This is a genomic window from Streptomyces sp. NPDC054813 (assembly GCF_053611365.1).
In genome coordinates, this window is record NZ_JBSHAF010000012.1 from 148957 (window position 1) to 169346 (window position 20390).

Consider the following 20390-nt stretch of genomic DNA (forward strand, 5'->3'; position numbering starts at 1 on the left):
CGTACACACAGGGAGCAACCGGAATGGGTTCGGTTCGCGTAGCCGTCGTCGGTGTGGGCAACTGCGCCGCGTCGCTGGTGCAGGGAGTCGAGTACTACAAGGACGCCGACCCGGCGTCGAAGGTCCCCGGGCTGATGCACGTCCAGTTCGGCGACTACCACGTCAAGGACATCGAGTTCGTCGCCGCGTTCGACGTGGACGCCAAGAAGGTCGGCCTCGACCTGGCGGACGCCATCGGCGCCTCCGAGAACAACACCATCAAGATCTGCGACGTGCCCAACACTGGTGTCACCGTCCAGCGCGGCCACACCCTCGACGGTCTCGGCAAGTACTACCGCGAGACCATCGAGGAGTCCGAGGCCGAGCCGGTCGACGTCGTCCAGATCCTCAAGGACAAGCAGGTCGACGTCCTCGTCTGCTACCTGCCCGTCGGTTCCGAGAGCGCGGCGAAGTTCTACGCCCAGTGCGCCATCGACGCCAAGGTCGCCTTCGTCAACGCCCTCCCGGTCTTCATCGCCGGCACCAAGGAGTGGGCGGACAAGTTCACCGAGGCGGGCGTCCCGATCGTCGGCGACGACATCAAGTCGCAGGTCGGCGCCACCATCACGCACCGCGTGATGGCCAAGCTGTTCGAGGACCGGGGTGTCGTCCTGGACCGCACGATGCAGCTGAACGTCGGCGGCAACATGGACTTCAAGAACATGCTCGAGCGCGAGCGCCTGGAGTCCAAGAAGATCTCCAAGACGCAGGCCGTCACCTCCCAGATCCCCGACCGGGACCTCGGCGAGAGGAACGTCCACATCGGCCCGTCTGACTACGTCGCCTGGCTCGACGACCGCAAGTGGGCCTACGTCCGCCTCGAGGGCCGTGCCTTCGGTGACGTCCCGCTGAACCTGGAGTACAAGCTCGAGGTCTGGGACTCCCCGAACTCCGCGGGTGTCATCATCGACGCCCTGCGCGCCGCGAAGATCGCCAAGGACCGCGGTATCGGCGGCCCGATCCTCTCCGCGTCGAGCTACTTCATGAAGTCCCCGCCGGTCCAGTACTTCGACGACCAGGCCCGCGAGAACGTCGAGAAGTTCATCCGCGGCGACGTCGAGCGCTGACGTCCGTCGCTCGCAATAGAACGCTCCTGCCAGGGCTGTGAGAGTCCCCGGGTCCCCCGACCCGGGGACTCTCCCCGTGTGTGAGGCTGTGCCCCATGCCCGTCGTCCGCGACCTGCGTGTCCTGCTGCGCCTGCGGGACTTCCGCCGCCTGCTCGCCGTCCGTCTGCTCTCCCAGGGCGCCGACGGCGTCTACCAGGTCGCACTCGCCGCCTATGTCGTCTTCTCCCCGGAGAAACAGACCTCACCGGCTGCGATCGCCTCGGCCATGGCCGTCCTGCTCCTCCCGTACTCCCTCGTGGGCCCCTTCGCCGGCGTCCTACTGGACCGCTGGCGCCGCCGCCAGGTCTTCCTCTACGGCAATCTGCTGCGAACGCTGCTGGCCGCGGTCACCGCCGTCCTGATGGCCGCCCATGTCCCCGACTGGCTCTTCTACGTCTCCGCCCTGTGCGTCACGGCCGTCAACCGCTTCGTCCTTTCGGGGCTGTCCGCCGCCCTCCCGCGCGTCGTCGACACCGAACGTCTGGTGCTGGCCAACTCCCTGTCCCCGACCGCGGGAACCCTCGCCGCGACCGTCGGCGGCGGCCTCGCCTTCACCGTACGGCTGCTGGCCTCGGACTCCGATGCCGCGGTGGTGCTGCTGGGCGCAACGCTGTATCTGTCCGCGGCCCTCACCTCGCTGACCATGGCACCCGAACTCCTCGGTCCCGACCGGCATCAGACACAGCCGAGCCTGGGAACGGCCGTGATCACCACCGCACGCGACCTCTTGGAGGCGATACGGCACCTCGCCGCACCCCGGCGCCGCGAGGCGGTCTGGGCGCTGCTCTCCATGACGGTGATGCGCTTCTGCTACGGCGCCCTGCTCGTCCTGGTGCTGATGCTGTGCCGCTACGCGCTCTCCTCCGACCCTGACGACGGGCTCGGGCTACTGGGGCTGGCATTGGGGATCTCCGGCGCGGGTTTCTTCGCGGCGGCCGTGGTGACGCCGTGGGCCGCGGGGCGGCTCGGCCCCGGGCGCTGGATCGTGGTGTGCGCCGCGTCCGCCGCCGTACTGGAGCCCGCTCTGGGCCTTCCGTTCACGACTGTCCCCATGCTCGTCGCCGCCTTCGTCCTGGGACTGATCACCCAGGGCGCGAAGATCGCCACCGACACCATCGTCCAGTCCTCCGTCGACGACGGCTTTCGCGGCCGGATCTTCTCCGTGTACGACGTGCTCTTCAACGTGGCTTTCGTGTGCGCCGCCGGCGTCGCCGCCCTGATGCTCCCGCCGGACGGCCGCTCGGCCACCCTCGTCATCACCGTCGCCCTCATCTACGCGGGGGTCGCGGTAGCCATGGCCCGCTTCGAGCGCCGCTGAGAGTCCCACCAGAGTCAGGGAACCCCTCCGGCTTACGGCAAGGACTCCGACACCGCGAGGGGCGATGTTTCACGTGAAACATCGCCCCTCTTCGCATCGTGGCCGGGTCATGTTTCACGTGAAACATGACCCGTTCCATGCGCTCAGCCCTGATCGGCCCACCACTCCTTGAGCGCGGCCACCGCAGCGTCGCGCTCCATCGGCCCGTTCTCCAGCCGGAGCTCCAGCATGTGCTTGTAGGCCTTACCGACCTCCGGCCCGGGCCGGATTCCCAGGATCTCCATGATCTGGTTGCCATCGAGGTCCGGGCGGATGGCGTCGAGCTCCTCCCGTTCCTGAAGCTCGGCGATGCGCTCCTCCAAGCCGTCGTAGGCACGGGAGAGCGCCACTGCCTTCCGCTTGTTACGGGTGGTGCAGTCGGAACGGGTCAGCTTGTGGAGACGGTCGAGCAGGGGACCCGCGTCACGGACATAGCGACGCACCGCCGAATCCGTCCACTCCCCAGCGCCATAGCCATGGAAGCGCAGATGGAGTTCGACCAGGTGTGAAACGTCCTTCACCAGTTCGTTGGAGTACTTCAAGGCCGTCATACGCTTCTTGGTCATCTTCGCGCCGACCACCTCGTGGTGATGGAACGAGACGCGGCCGTCATTCTCGAAACGGCGGGTGCGTGGCTTGCCGATGTCGTGCAGCAGCGCGGCAAGGCGGAGGGTGAGGTCGGGACCGTTCTCCTCCAGCGCCATGGCCTGCTCCAGGACGATCAGCGTGTGGTCGTAGACGTCCTTGTGCCGGTGGTGCTCATCGCTCTCCAGGCGCAGGGCTGGGAGCTCGGGCAGGACATGATCGGCGAGGCCGGTGTCGACGAGCAGCGTCAGCCCCTTGCGGGGATGAGCGGAGAGGATCAACTTGTTCAGCTCGTCCCGGACCCGCTCGGCCGAGACGATCTCCAGACGCCCGGCCATGTCCTTCATCGCGGCAACGACCTCGGGTGCCACTTCGAAGTCGAGCTGGGCCGCGAAGCGGGCGGCACGCATCATCCGCAGCGGGTCGTCCGAGAAGGAGTCCTCGGGTGTCCCCGGGGTGCGCAGCACACGAGCCGCCAGGTCGCCCAGCCCGCCGTGCGGGTCGATGAACTCCTTCTCCGGCAGCGCCACCGCCATGGCGTTGACTGTGAAGTCACGCCGGACGAGGTCCTCCTCGATGGAGTCGCCGTACGACACCTCGGGCTTGCGCGAGGTGCGGTCGTACGCCTCGGAGCGGTAGGTGGTCACCTCGATCTGGTAGCCGTCTTTCTGCGCGCCGACCGTGCCGAAGGCGATGCCGACCTCCCAGAGGGCGTCCGCCCAGGGCCGGACGATCTTCAGTACGTCCTCGGGGCGGGCGTCGGTGGTGAAGTCCAGGTCGTTGCCGAGCCGGCCCAGCAGTGCGTCCCGGACCGAGCCGCCGACCAGGGCAAGCGAGAACCCGGCCTCCTGGAATCGGCGTGCGAGGTCGTCGGCGACGGGCGCCACCCGCAGCAGCTCGCTCACCGCGCGCTGCTGCGCCTGGCTCAGGGCAGAGGAAGGGGTGTCTTCATTGGCGTTCGGCACAACAGAACAGGGTACGTGGCCCGAGCGGCACGAAGCGCCTCCATATTCCGGCAGTGCCCCACACAGAGCCTCCATACATGGGGCGTGGGACAGCTCACTCCATACCCGCACAAGAGCAGCGCTCGACGCTTACATGAGTCTCCCGACGATACTGGGTATAGGGGACAGGCCGGCCTCCTCCCCCGATCTTGTGGACCAGACCGCGGCACTTCCGCTCAGCGCGCCTCGTTACCATGCGTGGACGCACATTCCGACGACCACTGACGATGACGAGGGACGGACGAGCGCGTGGCCGAGGCGGCAGACTTCCAGGGGACGCCCTCACCTGCCCGTCGCTGGCTGCGGCGCACCGGGGCACTGCTCGCGGGTGCGCCCCTGCTGGCCGCACTGGTGCAGTTGCCCGCCGCGGTGCCGGCGCAGGCGGCCGACTCCGACACGGTGTCCGTCGCCCTGGACTCACTCAGCCCCAGTGCCCCCAGCGACGGAGACACGCTGACGGTCTCCGGCACGGTGACCAACAACGGCAAGCAGGCCGTCACAGACGCCCAGGTGGACCTGCGCGTGGGTTCTCAGCTCAGCACACGCTCCGCGATCGACTCCGCGGCCAGGCACCCCGACGACCTCCAGTCGAACCTCGGCACCGCGGTCGGCGGCAAGTACACCGAGGACTTCGACTCGCTCGCCCCGGGCGTCGCCGAGCACTTCAGTATCTCCGTTCCGGTCGACAAGCTCGACCTCGGCCAGGACGGCGTCTACCCGTTCGGTGTCTCGCTGTCCGGCCAGACGTCCGCGCAGCCGTGGGACCAGGTACTCGGCATCCAGCGGACGTTCCTCCCCTGGCAGTCCTCCGAGGCCGACACACAGACCAAGACCACCTACCTGTGGCCGCTGATCTCCACCGTCCACGTGACGGCGAAGACGGGCGCGGGCGAGCTGCAGACGCCGGTCTTCCTCAATGACGACCTCGCCAAGGAGATCTCGCCCGGCGGCCGGCTGGCGCAGATGCTGGCGCTCGGCAAGGACCTGGACGTCACCTGGGTGATCGACCCGGACCTGCTGGCCTCCGTGGACGCGATGACCCGCAGCTACCGGATCCAGGACGCCGGGGACACCACCACGACAGGCACCCACCAGGCGGTGGCCAAGCAGTTCCTGGCCGACCTCCAGGACGCGGTGGCGGACAAGGAGGTCGTCGCCCTTCCCTTCGCCGACCCGGACCTGGCCTCCCTCGCCCACAACGGCACCAGCGTCACCGGATCGCTGAGTCACCTCAAGGACGCCACCGACGTCGCCGCGACCACAGTGGAGACTGTGCTCCATGTCACACCGAGCACGGACTTCGCATGGCCCGTGAACGGTGCCGTCGATCCGTCGATCATCAAAGTCGCCACCTCGGCGGGCGCCGACAAGGTGATCGCCCGCAGTGACAGCCTCCAAGAGACGGGAGGGCTGCCCTACACGCCCTCGGCGGCGCGTCCGATCGGTGGCGGGACGACGGCGGTGGTCGCGGACGCACGGCTGTCCACGGCGTTCCAGGGCGATCTGACCAAGGCCGACTCGGCCACTCTCGCGGTGCAGCAGTTCCTGGCCCAGAGCCTCGCGCTGAACACCCAGACCGACAAGCAGCGCAGCATCGTCATCGCCCCGCAGCGAATGCCGTCGGCGAGCCAGGTCCAGGCGATGGCGACGGCGATCACCACATTGCAGGACAGCAACTGGTCGCGGTCCCAGGACCTCGCGGCGGCGGCCAAGGACAAGCCCGACCCCGGCGCGACCACGAAGATCCCCTCGTCGTCCGCCTACCCCTCCTCACTGCGCAAGCAGGAGCTGCCCCGGACGGCCTTCGAGCAGATCGCCCGCACCCAGGACAAGCTCGACAACTTCCAGGTGGTCCTCACCAACCAGTCCCGGGTGGTGACCCCCTTCGGGCGGGCCATAAACCGTGAGATGTCCACGTCGTGGCGGGGCCGCGGCAGCGAGGCCGACAGTTTCCGCACCAGCGTGGAGTCCTGGCTCGACAGCCTCACCGGTCAGGTCAAGCTGATCGACAAGTCCGAGACCAAGCTCTCCGGCCGCAGCGCCACCATCCCGGTGACCGTCCAGAACAACCTGGTCCAGGGCGTCGGCCACCTCGTCCTGCGGCTCACCTCGACGATGCCGACCCGACTGGAGATCGGCGGCAAGGCCTACTACGAGCAGCCGGTCGAGGTCTCCGGCGGCCACACCCAGTCCGTGAAGTTCTCCACGTCGGCCAACGCCAACGGCCGGGTGGAGGTCATCGCCCAGCTCTACACCGAGGACGGCCAGGAGTACGGCGCCCCGGTCCAGTTCGATGTGAAGGTCACCGAGGTCACGCCCACCGTGATGCTGGTCATCGGCGGCGGCGTGCTGCTGCTGGTGCTCGCCGGGTTCCGGATGTACACCCAGCGCAAGCGGGCGGCCGCCCGCCGTGCCGAGGAAGGCGACGGCCCCGACGACGCAGGCGAGGACACCCCCGAGACTCCGCAGGCCCCAGAGGGCCCCGAGGCCCTGGAGGTCAAGGGCTCCGAGGACACCGGCCGGCCGGGGAACCCCGAAGCCAGTGAGGATCGCCTCCAGGAAGAGTCCGGGGCCCGCTCCGGGGCAGACGACCCTGAGCAGCCGAGTGACCCGACACCGGACACCGCACCGGAAAGCGCCGACCCGTCCGGAACGGGTGAGAGAGTGGACCGTTGAGCGATGTCGTGGCCGGTGTGGCCCGGGACGATGAGGTGGGGTAACCATGAACGCGCCGTACGACGGTGAACGCGGCCAGGGCGCGGCCGGTTCGGGCTACCCCGAGCCGCCGCCGGAGGCCGGCCAGGTCCCGCCGCAGCACGCGGCTGACATGTACCTCCAGGACGCGTACGACCAGGACCCCTACCGGGCGCAGGACCTCTCCGCCCAGGACCCGGTCGCCGAGGCGCTCTACGACCGCGCCGCGCACCCCCCGCCGCCCCCCGGCATGTACCCGCAGCAGCCGCTGTACGGCCAGCCCGCCCAGTCGCCGTACGCCCCCGACCCGCATGTGTGGGCCCAGACCCCGGCGCCGGAGCCGGAGGGCCCGAACCAGTACCTGCCCTACGGCGACAACCCGCGTACCACCCAGTTCGTGGGTGTGGACGATCTGGTCACGCACTCCGGCGAGGAGCGCCACGAGCCGGACGCCTTCGCGCACCTGTTCCGGGACCAGCAGCAGGGCGGCGGCAACCCGCAGACGGACCCCCGGTCCGTCCCGGGTCCCGCGGGACAGTACCCGCCCCCCGTCGGCCAGTACCCGCCGCCCTCGGGCCAGTACCCGTCGGCGCCGCAGGCCCCCGCAGCCCAGAACCAGCACGCCGCTCCCCATTACGCGGCATCCCAGTACCCACAGGCCCCGTCCGCACCCGAGGCCCCTGTCGCCGAACCGGTACCCGCCGCTCCCGCGGCTCCCGCGGCGCCCTCGGCCCCCGCGGCCAAGAAGGGCGGGCGGGCCTCCGGGCTGCTGAAGTCCAGTGCCGTGATGGCCGCAGGCACGATGGTCTCCCGCCTCACGGGTTTCGTCCGCTCCGCGCTGATCGTCTCCGCGCTGGGAGTGGGTCTGCTCGGTGACACGTTCCAGGTCGCCTACCAGCTGCCGACGATGATCTACATCCTGACCGTCGGCGGCGGCCTCAACTCGGTCTTCGTGCCGCAGCTGGTACGGGCCATGAAGGAGGACGAGGACGGCGGTGAGGCGTTCGCCAACCGTCTGCTGACCCTCGTGATGGTGGCGCTTGGCCTGCTCACCGCAGCCACGATCGCCGCCGCGCCCCTGCTGATCCGTCTGCTGTCCGACCCGGTCGCCAGCGACCCGGCGGCCAACGATGTCGCCATCACCTTCGTCCGCTACTTCCTGCCCTCGATCTTCTTCATGGGCGTCCACGTGGTGATGGGTCAGGTCCTCAACGCGCGGGGCAAGTTCGGCGCGATGATGTGGACCCCGGTCCTCAACAACATCGTCATCATCGTCACCCTCGGCCTGTTCATCTGGGTGTACGGCACCGCCGCGCACTCCGGTATGAAGGTCACCACCATCCCGCCGGAGGGCCAGCGGCTGCTCGGCCTCGGCGTGCTGCTCGGCCTGGTGGTCCAAGCCCTGGCGATGATCCCCTACCTGCGCGAGACCGGCTTCCGGATGCGGCTGCGCTTCGACTGGAAGGGCCACGGCCTCGGTAAGGCCGCCACGCTCGCCAAGTGGACCGTGCTGTTCGTCCTCGCCAACCAGGCGGGCGCGATCGTCGTCTCCCAGCTGTCGACCTCGGCAGGCAAGAACTCCCCGGTCGACGGCACCGGCTTCGCCGCCTACGCCAACGCCCAGCTGATCTGGGGCCTGCCGCAGGCCATCATCACGGTCTCCCTGATGGCGGCCCTGCTGCCACGGATCTCCCGCTCGGCCGCCGAGGACGACGCCGGCGCCGTCCGCGACGACATCTCCCAGGGTCTGCGGACGACCGCCGTGGCGATCGTGCCCATCGCCTTCGGTTTCGTGGCACTCGGCATCCCGATGTGCACCCTGATCTTCGGTTCCTCGGGCACCAGCGAGGCCACCAACATGGGGTTCATGCTGATGGCCTTCGGCCTCGGCCTGATCCCGTACTCGGTGCAGTACGTCGTCCTGCGCGCGTTCTACGCCTACGAAGACACCCGCACCCCCTTCTACAACACGGTCATCGTCGCAGCGGTCAACGCGGGCGCCTCGGTCGCCTGTTATGTCCTGCTGCCGGCCCGCTGGGCGGTGGCCGGCATGGCCGCCTCCTACGGCCTCGCCTACGCGATCGGCGTGGGTGTCGCCTGGAAGCGGCTGCGCAAGCGGCTCGGCGGCGACCTGGACGGCACCCGCGTCACCCGTACCTACGCGCGGCTGTGCATCGCGTCCGTACCGGCCGCTCTGCTCAGTGGTGCGGCTTGTTTCGGCATCGGCCACACTCTGGGTCAGGGTGTGATCGGTTCTTTCGCCGCGCTGGTGGCCGGCGGAGTCGTACTGCTCGGCGTCTTCTACATCGCCGCACGCCGCATGCGAATCGAGGAGCTCAACTCCCTCGTGGGTATGGTGCGCGGGCGTCTGGGACGCTGAGGTAGGGGTACGCGCACAACCATCGTCCGCCGCCGCGTGTCGTGCATAGCGGCAGACTGTGGGCACAATTGGTTTCGGCGTCGGACAGCGTGCAACGGATGGGGAGGCAGGAACGACGGTGGCGGAACGGAGCACGGCTGCCGTCGACGTGGCAGACAACAGCGGTGACAAGCCGCTGACCGCCAAGGCGGACCAGTCCACGGCCGACGGGGTGGCCCAGAACCCGGAGCGGGACACGGACAGCGAAGAGGCACAGGGGAGCGGCACGGCTGCAGGCCCAGGGAAGAAGGCCTCACCTCCCGAACTGCACAGCGGTCACAAACTCGCCAGACGTTACCGTCTCGAGGAGTGCGTCACCCGTCTGGACGGATTCAGCAGTTGGCGTGCGGTCGACGAGAAACTACGGCGTGCCGTCGGCGTGCACATCCTGCCGGCCGACCATGCGCGCACCCGCGCCGTGCTGGCCGCCGCCCGCTCCGCCGCGCTGCTCGGAGATCCCCGGTTCGTCCAGGTCCTGGACGCGGTGGAGGAGAACGACCTCGTCTACGTGGTGCACGAGTGGCTGCCTGACGCCACCGAGCTCACCGCGCTGCTCGCGGCCGGCCCGCTGGAACCGCACGACGCCTACCAGATGGTCAGTCAGATCGCGTCCGCGATGGCGGCCGCGCACCGTGAGGGGCTGGCCCATCTCCGGCTCAACCCCAACGCCGTGCTGCGCGCCTCCACGGGTCAGTGGCGTATCCGCGGCCTAGCGGTGAACGCGGCGCTGCGCGGTATCAGTTCGGACACCCCGCAGCGCACCGACACCGAGGCGATCGGCGCCCTGTTGTATGCGGCGCTCACCCAGCGCTGGCCGTACCAGAGCGACGCCTACGGTCTGCCGGGGCTGCCCAAGGACATCGGTCTGATCGCACCCGACCAAGTGCGGGCCGGTGTCCACCGCGGCCTGTCGGAGCTCGCCATGCGGGCCCTGGTCAACGACGGCGCCACCGCCTCCCGCCACGAGTCCGCGTGCACCACGCCGGAGGAGCTGGTGAAGGCGATCGGCGAGATGCCCCGCATCCGCCCGCCGGAGCCGTCGTTCACGGCGCCGCCCGAGTACCAGCGCACCACCTACCAGCAGGGCACCTACGGCCGCCCCACGCCTCCCGGCGTGACGCAGGCTCTCCAGGCCCCGCCGCCCCCGCTCCAGAGCCGTACCGGCAAGGCGCTGAAGTGGGCCGTCTCGGCCCTCCTCATCGCCGCCCTGGGTCTGGGTAGCTGGCAGCTCGCGGACGCCCTGATGGACCAGGGCGACAAGTCCGGGGACACCACCAACAACCAGACGACGGACGACGGCGACAAGAACAACTCCAACCCGGCACCCGCCGCCGCGATAAAGATCCAGAACGCCCAGGAGTACGTCGCCGAGGGCGAGGCCCAGCATCCGAACGACGTCCAGAAGACGTATGACGGCAGCGCCTCGACGTTCTGGAGGACGAACACCTTCGTGTCCGGCCCGAAGCTGGCCCCGTACAAGCCGGGTGTGGGAATCGTCTACGACCTTGGCTCCGCCAAGGAACTCGCCACGGGGACGGTCTCCCTTCGCTACGCTGGCGATCACACGACGGTCGAGTTGTACGCGGCCGACTCGTTGGCCCCGGGGTCGATCGACTCGATGACGAAGATCGGCAGTGTCACCACCACCGGGAACACCGCCACGGTGAAGGTCAGCAAGAAGGTGAAGAGCCAGTACGTGCTCGTGTGGATGACCGCCGTACCGAAGTCTGGTGCGGACCCCGCCGCGTACGCGCAGGCCGGCTACAAGCAGGCCATCACCGAAGTGAAGTTCACAGGCTGACGTCTCACCGCAGGCACCGAAGGCGGAGGCACCGAAGGCGGAGGGGCAGATGGCGGAGGGGGCCGGATACGACGGAGTGAGCGATCAGGACCTGCTCGCCCGCCATGTCGAGGGTGACCCCGATGCCTTCGGTGAGATCGTGCGCCGGCACCGGGACCGGCTCTGGGCGGTCGCGCTGCGGACCCTGGGGGACCGTGAGGAGGCCGCTGACGCCGTCCAGGACGCCCTGGTGTCCGCCTACCGGGCTGCCCACACCTTCCGGGGCCAGTCGGCCGTCACAACCTGGCTGCATCGGATCACGGTCAACGCCTGCCTCGACCGGGCCCGCAAGGCGGCCTCCCGGAAGACCGCCCCCGTCGACGACACCGAACGGCTGGAGCAGCTGCTGGAGCCGCATGAATCGGCCTCCGCTCCAGCCGAGCGCAACGATCTGCACCGCCAGCTCCTCGAAGCCCTCGGCACGCTCCCGCACGATCAGCGCGCCGCCCTTGTCCTGGTCGACATGCAGGGCTACCCGGTTGCGGAGGCGGCCCGGATCCTCGACGTGCCCACGGGGACGGTGAAGAGCCGCTGCGCCCGCGGCCGAGCGAGACTCCTGCCGCTGCTCACCCATCTACGGCCGGAAAACACCGGCGACGAGAACGAGCCGGACCCGGCACGGAACCGGGCGGAGGGGACATCCGTCCCACCGGCAGCGAGACCTCAGGACGGGGGCTCACAGAAGACCGGGCCGAGTGATTCAGCCGCAGTGAAGGGCGGAGGTGGGCGAGCGTGACTTCCACGACAGACACGACCGGGCATCCGGACGTCGCGGAGATCTCCGACCTCACCGAAGGCCTGCTCCCGGATGCCCGGACCGCGGAAGTACGACAGCACCTGGACGAGTGCGACCTCTGTGCCGACGTCCACGCCTCGCTGGAGGAGATCCGAGGCCTGCTGGGCGCGCTCCCGGAACCGCCGCGTATGCCTGCGGACGTCGCGGGCCGGATCGACGCCGCCCTCGCCGCCGAGGCGCTCCTGAACGCCACGGCACCCGAGACGCATGTTTCACGTGAAACATCGACCGTCCCATCGCCCCCGGTGGACCGTCCCGCCGGTCGGTCGAGTGCTTCGACCGGTCCCGGTCGCAAGGACCGCGGGCAGGGGCGCGGTCAGGGGCACGGCCGCCGCCGGAGGACCGTTGTCCTCGGAGCTGTCCTCACCGCGGCCGTCCTGGGTGCCGGTTCGTTCTTCCTCCACTCGCTCGGTGGCAGTGGACCGACGACGGCACAGGGCAAGCCGACATACTCCGCCGAAGGCTTCTCCAAGGGCACTCTCCAGACGGAGGTGGCGAACCTCCTCGGTACGAAGACGGGCCTGCGTGGCTCCAACAAGCCGGATCTGGGGATCCAGGGCGAGTCCGCTTCGCCCGGCTCGACGGACTCGCCCTACACAACCCGGATCCAGCCCTCGGTGCCGGTGCCGCAGTGCGTCCGCCAGGGCATCGGCCAGACCGGCGACGACGTCCTTGGTGCGAAGAGGGGAACGTACGCGGGGAAGGACGCCTTCCTCGTCGTGCTCCCCGATGCCTCCGACACCACCCGGGTGACGGTCTTCATCATCGACGCCACGTGCGAGAGCCGGCCATCGGCCTCCCCTGGTGAGGTTCTGCTGACGGAGTCTCTGGCACGCCCCTGAGCGGCCCTGGAGTGCCCTCGGAGCGATCCTTCGCAGCGGAGGACGCATCCTCCGTCCTGGCGTGGAAATCCGTACGGTGTGGGGTGCCCGTGTGCCCGGACACACCGGGAATGCGCGCCCCGTAGGATCCGTTGGGTGGGGTGAGAGCTTCTGACAAGAACTCCCACCGGTCGAATGACGTAGACCAGAGACGAGGAATCAAGTCGTGAGCGACGTCCGTAACGTGATCATCATCGGCTCCGGGCCCGCCGGCTACACGGCGGCGCTCTACACCGCGCGCGCGTCGCTGAAGCCCCTCGTGTTCGAGGGCGCTGTCACCGCGGGCGGTGCCCTGATGAACACCACCGAGGTGGAGAACTTCCCGGGCTTCCGCGACGGCATCATGGGTCCCGACCTCATGGACAACATGCGTGCCCAGGCCGAGCGCTTCGGTGCCGAGCTGATTCCGGACGACGTCGTCTCCGTCGACCTGACCGGTGAGATCAAGACCGTCACCGACACCGCCGGCACGGTCCACAAGGCGAAGGCCGTCATCGTCACCACCGGCTCCCAGCACCGCAAGCTGGGCCTGCCGAACGAGGACGCCCTCTCCGGCCGCGGTGTCTCCTGGTGCGCCACCTGTGACGGGTTCTTCTTCAAGGAGCAGGACATCGCCGTGATCGGTGGCGGCGACACCGCGATGGAGGAGGCCACCTTCCTCTCCCGGTTCGCCAAGTCCGTGACGATCGTCCACCGCCGGGACACCCTGCGCGCCTCCAAGGCGATGCAGGAGCGCGCCTTCGCCGACCCGAAGATCAAGTTCGCCTGGGACAGCGAGATCGCCGAGGTCCAGGGCGAGCAGAAGCTGGCCGGTCTGAAGCTGCGCAACGTCAAGACCGGTGCGCTCTCGGACCTGCCGGTGACCGGCCTGTTCATCGCGATCGGCCATGACCCGCGCACCGAGCTGTTCAAGGGTCAGCTGGACCTGGACGAGGAGGGCTACCTGAAGGTCGCCTCGCCCTCGACGCACACCAACCTGACGGGTGTGTTCGCCGCCGGTGACGTGGTGGACCACACCTACCGCCAGGCGATCACCGCGGCCGGTACCGGCTGCTCCGCTGCTCTCGACGCCGAGCGTTTCCTCGCCGCCCTCGCGGACGAGGAGAAGGCAGAGCCCGAGAAGACCACCGTCTGATCATCCCCCTTCCGCCCCACCGCACGAACGAGTAAAGGAGCCCGCCGTGGCCGGCACCCTGAAGCATGTGACCGACGCCGACTTCGAGGAGGTCGTCCTCAAGAGCGACAAGCCCGTCCTGGTGGACTTCTGGGCCGAGTGGTGCGGCCCGTGCCGCCAGATCGCCCCGTCTCTTGAGGCCATCGCCGCCGAGCACGGCGAGAAGATCGAGATCGTCAAGCTGAACATCGACGAGAACCCGACGACAGCCGCCAAGTACGGCGTCATGTCGATCCCCACCCTGAACGTGTACCAGGGCGGCGAGGTCGCCAAGACGATCGTCGGTGCCAAGCCCAAGGCCGCACTCCTGCGTGACCTCGACGACTACATCGCCGAGTGACGTTTCACGTGAAACACGAATGGGCCAACCCCGAGGGGTTGGCCCATTCGCTTTGAGGACTCGCTTCGATCAACTGCGGGCCACTCTCAGAGCGGGCGCAGCGCTGGTTCCTTCTGTACGGCCCCCAGGAGCCGGTCGAGCGCCAGCTCCACGTCTTCCTTCCAGGAGAGCGTCGTCCGCAGCTCCAGCCGCATCCGTGGCCGCGTGGGGTGCTGCCGGACCGTCTTGAAGCCCACGGCCAGCAGATGGTCGGCGGGCAGCAGACAGGCCGGCTCCTTGTAGCGAGCGTCACCGAACGCCTCGATCGCCTTGAAGCCCCGGCGCAGCAGATCCTTGGCGACCGTCTGGACCATCACGCGTCCGAGCCCCTGTCCCTGATAGCCGGGCATGATGTAGCCAGTCATGAGCTGAACGGCGTCCGGTGAGACCGGGCTCGTGGGGAAGGCCGTGGAGCGCGGAACGTAAGCGGGCGGTGCGTAGAGCACAAAGCCCACGGGCACATCGTCGACATAGACCACCCGGCCACAGGATCCCCAGTCGAGCAGGACGGCGGAGATCCAGGCCTCCTTCTCAACCGCGGGTGTACCCGCCCTTACCGCTGCTTCGCCGCTGACGGGATCCAGCTCCCAGAAGACACACGAGCGACAGCGCTTGGGAAGGTCCTGGAGGTTGTCCAGCGTGAGCGGTACGAGCCGACGCCCCATGAAGGCTGTTCCTCGCTTCCTTCGCCCGCAGCGTCGCGGGCGGCTGTCAGAGCGCTGTGTTCTCTGAGCAGACTGCCGACGAATCCGACGGTCGCGCCCACTCCCAGGACCGCGCTCACCAGTCCGGTGCGGCTCATCGATCGCATGGCTCCCGCCTCCCATTCAGAGGTGCTGCCAGCTGTCAGGTGGATCCGCCGTACCCGAACGCATGGTATCCACACAGCGATTACATCGATACCGCCTGAAAGCAAAGAGCGGATCGTGTTCCGGTACACACCGGACACGATCCGCTCTCTGGGCGACAGGATCAGTCCTCGGACTCCTCAGGACCCGCGGAGTCGCCGTCGTGGATCCCCTGGTGCAGGACCGGCCCCTCGCCCGGGGCGAGCGTGCCGAGGATCCGCTCAAGGTCTTCCATCGAGGCGAACTCGACGGTGATCTTGCCCTTCTTCTGGCCCAGGTCGACCTTCACCCGCGTCTCGAAGCGGTCCGAGAGCCTGGTGGCGAGGTCGGTCAGTGCCGGGGAGACCCGGGTGCCCGCACGCGGTCCCTTGGCACGGGTCGCCGCCTGTGGCCGCGAGCCCATGAGGGTCACGATCTCTTCGACAGCCCGAACCGAAAGCCCCTCGGCCACGATCCGGTGGGCCAGCCGGTCCTGCTCCTCCGAGTCATCGACGGAGAGCAGCGCCCGGGCGTGTCCGGCCGAAAGGACTCCAGCGGCGACCCTGCGCTGGACGGCCGGCGAGAGCTTCAGCAGCCGCAGGGTGTTGGAGACCTGCGGGCGGGAGCGCCCGATGCGGTCGGCCAGCTGGTCGTGCGTGCAGTTGAAGTCCTTCAGCAGCTGGTCGTAGGCGGCGGCCTCTTCCAGCGGGTTCAGCTGGGCGCGGTGGAGGTTCTCCAGCAGCGCGTCCAGGAGGAGCTTCTCGTCGTCCGTCGCCCGGACGATTGCCGGGATCGCCTCCAGGCCGGCCTCACGACAGGCCCGCCAGCGACGCTCGCCCATGATGAGCTCGTAGCGCGAGGGACCCAGCTGGCGTACGACGACGGGCTGGAGGAGGCCGACTTCCTGGATGGAGGTGACCAGCTCCTGCAAAGCGTCCTCGTCGAAGACCTCACGAGGCTGGCGCGGGTTCGGCGTGATGTCGTCGAGAGGGATCTCTGCGAAGTGGGCGCCCACCGGAGACGGCGGCGTCTCCGGAGCCACGCCGAAGACCGACGGCTCCTCGGTTTCATGTGAAACAGCCGGCAGCGTCGTCACCTTGGCGGCGGCGACCCCACGGTCGGTCGTCAGCACCGGGACCACTGCGGAGGACGGAGATCCCGTGCCGCCCACCGCCGCCTGGGCCGGGTTCTTCTCGGTCGGGGCAGCTGGAATCAGTGCGCCGAGACCACGACCCAGCCCCCTCCGTCGCTCGCTCACTGAATGCCCTCCACCATGCTCGGATTGCTCTGGGCGCCGATGTGGGCCTGCGTCGGGTCGTAGCTGACCCCGATGCCCTTCAGCGCGATTTCACGGGCCGCCTCAAGATAGGAGAGGGCACCGCTCGATCCAGGATCGTAGGTCAATACCGTCTGCCCGTAGCTGGGCGCCTCGGAGATACGGACCGAGCGGGGAATGCTCGTCCGCAGCACCTCGTCGCCGAAATGGCTGCGCACCTCGTCCGCGACCTGGGAAGCGAGACGCGTCCGGCCGTCGTACATGGTGAGCAGGATGGTCGACACATGCAGGGCGGGGTTGAGGTGCCCCCGCACCAGGTCGACATTGCGCAGCAACTGGCCGAGGCCCTCCAGGGCGTAGTACTCGCACTGGATCGGGATGAGCACCTCGGCGCCCGCGACCAACGCGTTGACCGTCAGCAGGCCGAGCGAGGGCGGGCAGTCGATGAGGATGTAGTCCAGTGGCTGCTCGTACGCCTGGATCGCCCGCTCGAGCCGGCTCTCCCGTGCCACCAGGGACACCAGCTCGATCTCCGCACCGGCGAGATCGATCGTGGCGGGGGCACAGAAAAGGCCTTCGACGTCCACCACCGGCTGGACAACCTCGGCCAGTGGTTTGCTCTCGACCAAAACGTCGTAGATGGACGGAACTTCGGCGTGATGGTCAATACCCAGCGCGGTGGAGGCATTGCCCTGTGGGTCGAGGTCGATCACCAGAACGCGGGCACCGTGCAGGGCCAGCGATGCGGCAAGGTTGACGGTCGTCGTCGTCTTGCCCACACCGCCCTTCTGGTTGGCTACCACCATGACTCGGGTCTGCTCCGGACGTGGCAGACCTTCGCCGGCGCGGCCCAGAGCCTCCACCGCGAGTTGGGCAGCACGACCGATGGGAGTGTCGTCCATAGGAGGCGGTGTTTCACGTGAAACATCCGCCCCCATCGACTCGGTACGGGGACCGGGGACCGGATCGGTCATCGGTCCCGCGATGTTGGCGTCGGACCGCAAGGATTCACTCTCCTCGACTTCAGGCTCGCAATGAACAGAGCCTCCCATGCCTTCGGGGTCGTGAACCAGTGAGGCCTGGTGTTCTGTGGAGAAATCCACCTCTGTGGACAACTCCGCGCCCCGCGGGGAGGACGGAGCGTCACCGGAGACCCCCTCTCTGAGAGAACCAAGAGGCTTTCGGTCGCGCGGTTCGGCCGCGGCGCGGCCCCGGCTGATAATGCCGTGCAACAGTGAGCGACGTTTCACGTGAAACACGATGCACAGCCAGCAGTACCGAAAAGCCGCGACACTCCGTCATGCGTAGGTTTGGCAGCTTGTGTGGAGTACGTCTGGTCGTCAGGACGGATCAGCGGCGCCTACGCGTCCGACCGGTACGAGCGGCCTTCGCTCGCTTCGCAGCGAAGCGCACACCGCCCGGGCTCTCACCGACCTCCACCCGCACGACCGTGGACAGCGGGTCCACCACGCCCTCACCCACATGCAGGATGGACGTGGACACCGCACCGAGCTTGGTCAGGGCCGTGGCCGCTGCCTTCAGCTCCTCCTCCGCCGTGTCCCCCTTGAGGGCCAGCATCTCCCCGTAGGGACGCAGCAGCGGGATGCCCCAGGTGGCCAGCCGATCCAGCGGGGCCACGGCACGCGCCGTCACCACATGCACCGGAGACAGCTTGCCCATGACCTCCTCGGCGCGGCCGCGCACGACGGTCACATGGCTCAGGCCGAGCAGTTCCACGACCTCGGTCAGGAAGTTGGTGCGCCGCAGCAACGGCTCCAACAGCGTGATGTTGAGATCTTCCCGGACCAGCGCCAGCGGAATGCCCGGCAGACCGGCACCGGAGCCGACATCGCACACCGTCACCCCTTCAGGGACGGCCTCGGAGAGCACCGCGCAGTTCAGCAGGTGCCGCTCCCACAGGCGGGGCACCTCCCGTGGGCCGATCAGACCACGCTGCACGCCTGCCTCGGCGAGCAGCTCCGCATAGCGGACCGCATCGGCGAAGCGCTCGCCGAACACTTCCCGCGCCTGCTCAGGCGCCGGGGGGAGCTCCGCAGCCTCCGTCACGGGGACCGTCCTTCCGTACAGCGCCGGCGCTCCACGCACCGGCCACCAAGCACTACCAGGCTGACAAAGTTCGGCCCCGCCTGCTCAACAGACGGGGCCGGTAAAACGGGGGGACCGATCAGGCGGGCAGCACGACGACGAACCGCTGCGGCTCCTCGCCCTCCGACTCGCTGCGCAGCCCGGCGGACTTGACCGCGTCGTGCACGACCTTGCGCTCGAACGGGCTCATCGGCTTGAGCTTGACGGGCTCGCCCGTGCTCTTCACCTCAGCCGCGGCCTTGGCACCCAGCTCGGAGAGCTCGGCACGCTTCTGGGCGCGGTAGCCCGCGATGTCGAGCATCAGCCGACTGCGGTCACCGGTCTCCCGGTGCACGGCCAGGCGGGTCAGCTCCTGGAGCGCCTCCAGCACCTCGCCGTCACGGCCGACCAGCTTCTGCAGGTCGCGGCCGGCCGCGTCGCTGATGATCGACACAGAGGCGCGGTCGGCCTCGACATCCATGTCGATGTCGCCGTCGAGGTCGGCGATGTCCAGCAGACCCTCGAGGTAGTCCGCCGCGATCTCGCCCTCCTGCTCCAGGCGAGTCAGGGTGTCTGCACCCTCGGCAGCGGAGGTGGTGCCTTCCGTCACGGGATGGGCTCCTTCTTACTTCTTGGACGGGGACTTGGGGCGCTGCGGACCGCCCTTGCGCTGACCGGACTGGGCCCTGCTGCGGCCGTTGGCACCGCCCTTCGGGGGCTGCTGGCCGGCCGGCTTGGCGTCCTGCGGCTCGTCGGACTTCTCCAGCGAGGTCGTCGGCTCGGAGGAGTCCTCCTTCTCGGCAGCGGCCGCCGACTCATCGGCCGCCTTCGCGCTGCCGGACTGGCGCTGGGCCTTGGTCTGGCGCTTGGGCTGCTGGCGCTTGGCGGCAGCGGTGGTCGCAACGCCGTCCTCGGTCTGCGCGGCGGCCTGAGCCTCGCCCTTCACCACGGCGCCGTCGGTCTGGGCCACGAGGCCCGCCTTGGTCAGCGCGTTGATGAACTTGCGCTCGAACTCGTTACGGTCCCGGCCCTTGGCGACGATCGCCTTGATGATCGTGCGCTCGCTGCGCTTGCCGGCCTTGCCGTGGTGCGTGACGTGCTTGGTCAGGCGCTCCAGGTAGGCGGCCTGGGCCTTGGAACCCGGGGTCGGGTTGTTGCGGATGACGTACATCTGCTGGCCCATGGTCCACACGTTGGTGGTCAGCCAGTAGACGAGGACACCGACCGGGAAGTTGATGCCGAAGACGGCGAACATGACCGGGAAGACGTACATCAGCATCTTCTGCTGCTGCATGAACGGCGTCTTCACCGTGGTGTCGACGTTCTTCGTCATCAGCTGGCGCTGCGTGTAGAACTGCGACGCGGACATCAGGACGATCATGATCGCGGTGACGACCCGGACGTCGGTCAGGGAGGCGCCGAGCGCCTCCACCTTCGACGACCCGTCCGTGAACTTCGCGGCGAGCGGAGCACCGAAGATGTGCGCCTTACGAGCACTGGCGAGCAGCGAGTCGTTGATGACGCCGATCGTCGAGCCCGTCGCGATGCCGTTGAGCACGTGGTACAGGGCGAAGAAGAACGGCGACTGCGCGAGGATGGGAAGGCACGAGGAGAGCGGGTTGGTACCCGACTCCTTGTACAGCTTCATCATCTCTTCGGACTGACGCTGCTTGTCGTTCTTGTAGCGCTCCTGGATCTTCTTCATCTCGGGCTGCAGCGTCTGCATGGCCCGGGTCGCCTTGATCTGCTTCACGAAGAGCGGGATCAGGCAGATTCGGATCAGGATCACCAGAGACACGATGGACAAGCCCCAGGCCCACCCCGTGTCGGGGCCGAAGATCTGCCCGTACACCGAGTGGAACTGGACGATGACCCATGAAACGGGTGTCGTGATGAAGCTGAAGAGGCTGGCAATCGTGTCCACTAA

16 protein-coding genes are annotated in these 20390 nt (G+C 68.4%); 9 read left to right on the forward strand and 7 right to left on the reverse strand.

Annotated features, from left to right (window positions below):
• Nucleotides 1-23 precede the first annotated feature (23 nt).
• Nucleotides 24-1106, forward strand: a complete 1083-nt coding sequence (locus tag ACWGJB_RS25100) for an inositol-3-phosphate synthase (RefSeq protein WP_453382343.1) — start codon at nucleotides 24-26, stop codon at nucleotides 1104-1106.
• Between the two features lie 95 nt (nucleotides 1107-1201).
• The gene (locus ACWGJB_RS25105; RefSeq protein WP_453382344.1) at nucleotides 1202-2464 is read left to right on the forward strand and encodes an MFS transporter; all 1263 of its coding nucleotides are present in this window, start codon (nucleotides 1202-1204) and stop codon (nucleotides 2462-2464) included.
• A gap of 143 nt (nucleotides 2465-2607) precedes the next feature.
• Here ACWGJB_RS25105 and ACWGJB_RS25110 read toward each other — a convergent pair whose 3' ends face one another.
• Entirely contained in the window at nucleotides 2608-4053 is a 1446-nt protein-coding gene (locus ACWGJB_RS25110; protein WP_453382345.1) for a CCA tRNA nucleotidyltransferase, read from the reverse strand.
• A 288-nt stretch (nucleotides 4054-4341) separates the two neighbouring features.
• On the opposite strand from ACWGJB_RS25110, the gene ACWGJB_RS25115 reads away from it, so the two are divergent.
• The 7 genes from ACWGJB_RS25115 to trxA all read left to right on the forward strand — a co-directional run bounded on the left by ACWGJB_RS25115 (nucleotide 4342) and on the right by trxA (nucleotide 14236).
• Nucleotides 4342-6768, forward strand: coding sequence for a DUF6049 family protein (locus tag ACWGJB_RS25115; RefSeq protein ID WP_453382346.1), 2427 nt, complete (start codon nucleotides 4342-4344; stop codon nucleotides 6766-6768).
• A gap of 46 nt (nucleotides 6769-6814) precedes the next feature.
• Complete coding sequence (murJ, locus tag ACWGJB_RS25120; protein WP_453382347.1) at nucleotides 6815-9166, forward strand: murein biosynthesis integral membrane protein MurJ; 2352 nt, start codon at nucleotides 6815-6817, stop codon at nucleotides 9164-9166.
• A 118-nt stretch (nucleotides 9167-9284) separates the two neighbouring features.
• On the forward strand, nucleotides 9285-11006 hold the full coding sequence (locus tag ACWGJB_RS25125; RefSeq protein WP_453382348.1) for a serine/threonine protein kinase: 1722 nt from the start codon (nucleotides 9285-9287) through the stop codon (nucleotides 11004-11006).
• Nucleotides 11007-11055: 49 nt separating this feature from the next.
• The gene (sigM, locus tag ACWGJB_RS25130) at nucleotides 11056-11781 is read left to right on the forward strand and encodes an RNA polymerase sigma factor SigM (RefSeq protein ID WP_453382349.1); all 726 of its coding nucleotides are present in this window, start codon (nucleotides 11056-11058) and stop codon (nucleotides 11779-11781) included.
• Nucleotides 11778-12683: an anti-sigma factor family protein gene (locus tag ACWGJB_RS25135; protein WP_453382350.1), complete on the forward strand. Its 906-nt coding sequence runs from the start codon at nucleotides 11778-11780 to the stop codon at nucleotides 12681-12683. The genes sigM and ACWGJB_RS25135 overlap by 4 nt, the downstream gene beginning before the upstream one ends.
• A 205-nt stretch (nucleotides 12684-12888) precedes the next feature.
• On the forward strand, nucleotides 12889-13857 hold the full coding sequence (gene trxB / locus ACWGJB_RS25140; RefSeq protein WP_453382351.1) for a thioredoxin-disulfide reductase: 969 nt from the start codon (nucleotides 12889-12891) through the stop codon (nucleotides 13855-13857).
• A gap of 46 nt (nucleotides 13858-13903) precedes the next feature.
• Nucleotides 13904-14236 carry a thioredoxin gene (gene trxA / locus ACWGJB_RS25145; protein ID WP_351695853.1) on the forward strand — a complete coding sequence of 111 codons (333 nt, stop codon included), beginning with the start codon at nucleotides 13904-13906 and terminating at the stop codon, nucleotides 14234-14236.
• 86 nt (nucleotides 14237-14322) lie between these two features.
• Here trxA and ACWGJB_RS25150 read toward each other — a convergent pair whose 3' ends face one another.
• The 6 genes from ACWGJB_RS25150 to yidC all read right to left on the reverse strand — a co-directional run bounded on the left by ACWGJB_RS25150 (nucleotide 14323) and on the right by yidC (nucleotide 20387).
• Nucleotides 14323-14940: a GNAT family N-acetyltransferase gene (locus tag ACWGJB_RS25150; RefSeq protein ID WP_453382352.1), complete on the reverse strand. Its 618-nt coding sequence runs from the start codon at nucleotides 14938-14940 to the stop codon at nucleotides 14323-14325.
• 307 nt (nucleotides 14941-15247) lie between these two features.
• Nucleotides 15248-16360 (reverse strand): ParB/RepB/Spo0J family partition protein, encoded by a 1113-nt coding sequence (locus ACWGJB_RS25155; RefSeq protein WP_453382353.1) that lies wholly within the window; start codon nucleotides 16358-16360, stop codon nucleotides 15248-15250.
• A complete protein-coding gene (locus ACWGJB_RS25160) occupies nucleotides 16357-17430 on the reverse strand; it encodes a ParA family protein (RefSeq protein ID WP_453382459.1) in 1074 nt (357 codons plus the stop codon). Before ACWGJB_RS25160 ends, ACWGJB_RS25155 begins: the two co-directional genes overlap by 4 nt.
• A gap of 298 nt (nucleotides 17431-17728) precedes the next feature.
• Nucleotides 17729-18445, reverse strand: coding sequence for a 16S rRNA (guanine(527)-N(7))-methyltransferase RsmG (gene rsmG / locus ACWGJB_RS25165; protein ID WP_453382354.1), 717 nt, complete (start codon nucleotides 18443-18445; stop codon nucleotides 17729-17731).
• A gap of 118 nt (nucleotides 18446-18563) precedes the next feature.
• Nucleotides 18564-19073 carry a Jag family protein gene (locus ACWGJB_RS25170; protein WP_453382355.1) on the reverse strand — a complete coding sequence of 170 codons (510 nt, stop codon included), beginning with the start codon at nucleotides 19071-19073 and terminating at the stop codon, nucleotides 18564-18566.
• Between the two features lie 15 nt (nucleotides 19074-19088).
• Nucleotides 19089-20387, reverse strand: coding sequence for a membrane protein insertase YidC (gene yidC, locus ACWGJB_RS25175; protein WP_453382356.1), 1299 nt, complete (start codon nucleotides 20385-20387; stop codon nucleotides 19089-19091).
• Nucleotides 20388-20390 lie beyond the last annotated feature (3 nt).

Bases quoted from the DNA above. Each gene is read 5' to 3' on its own strand.
- sigM (WP_453382349.1), top strand. From the start codon at position 11,056: ATGGCGGAGGGGGCCGGATACGACGGAGTGAGCGATCAGGACCTGCTC.
- ACWGJB_RS25160 (WP_453382459.1), bottom strand. From the start codon at position 17,430: ATGGGAGGCTCTGTTCATTGCGAGCCTGAAGTCGAGGAGAGTGAATCC.
- ACWGJB_RS25105 (WP_453382344.1), top strand. From the start codon at position 1,202: ATGCCCGTCGTCCGCGACCTGCGTGTCCTGCTGCGCCTGCGGGACTTC.
- murJ (WP_453382347.1), top strand. From the start codon at position 6,815: ATGAACGCGCCGTACGACGGTGAACGCGGCCAGGGCGCGGCCGGTTCG.
- ACWGJB_RS25150 (WP_453382352.1), bottom strand. From the start codon at position 14,940: ATGGGGCGTCGGCTCGTACCGCTCACGCTGGACAACCTCCAGGACCTT.
- ACWGJB_RS25100 (WP_453382343.1), top strand. From the start codon at position 24: ATGGGTTCGGTTCGCGTAGCCGTCGTCGGTGTGGGCAACTGCGCCGCG.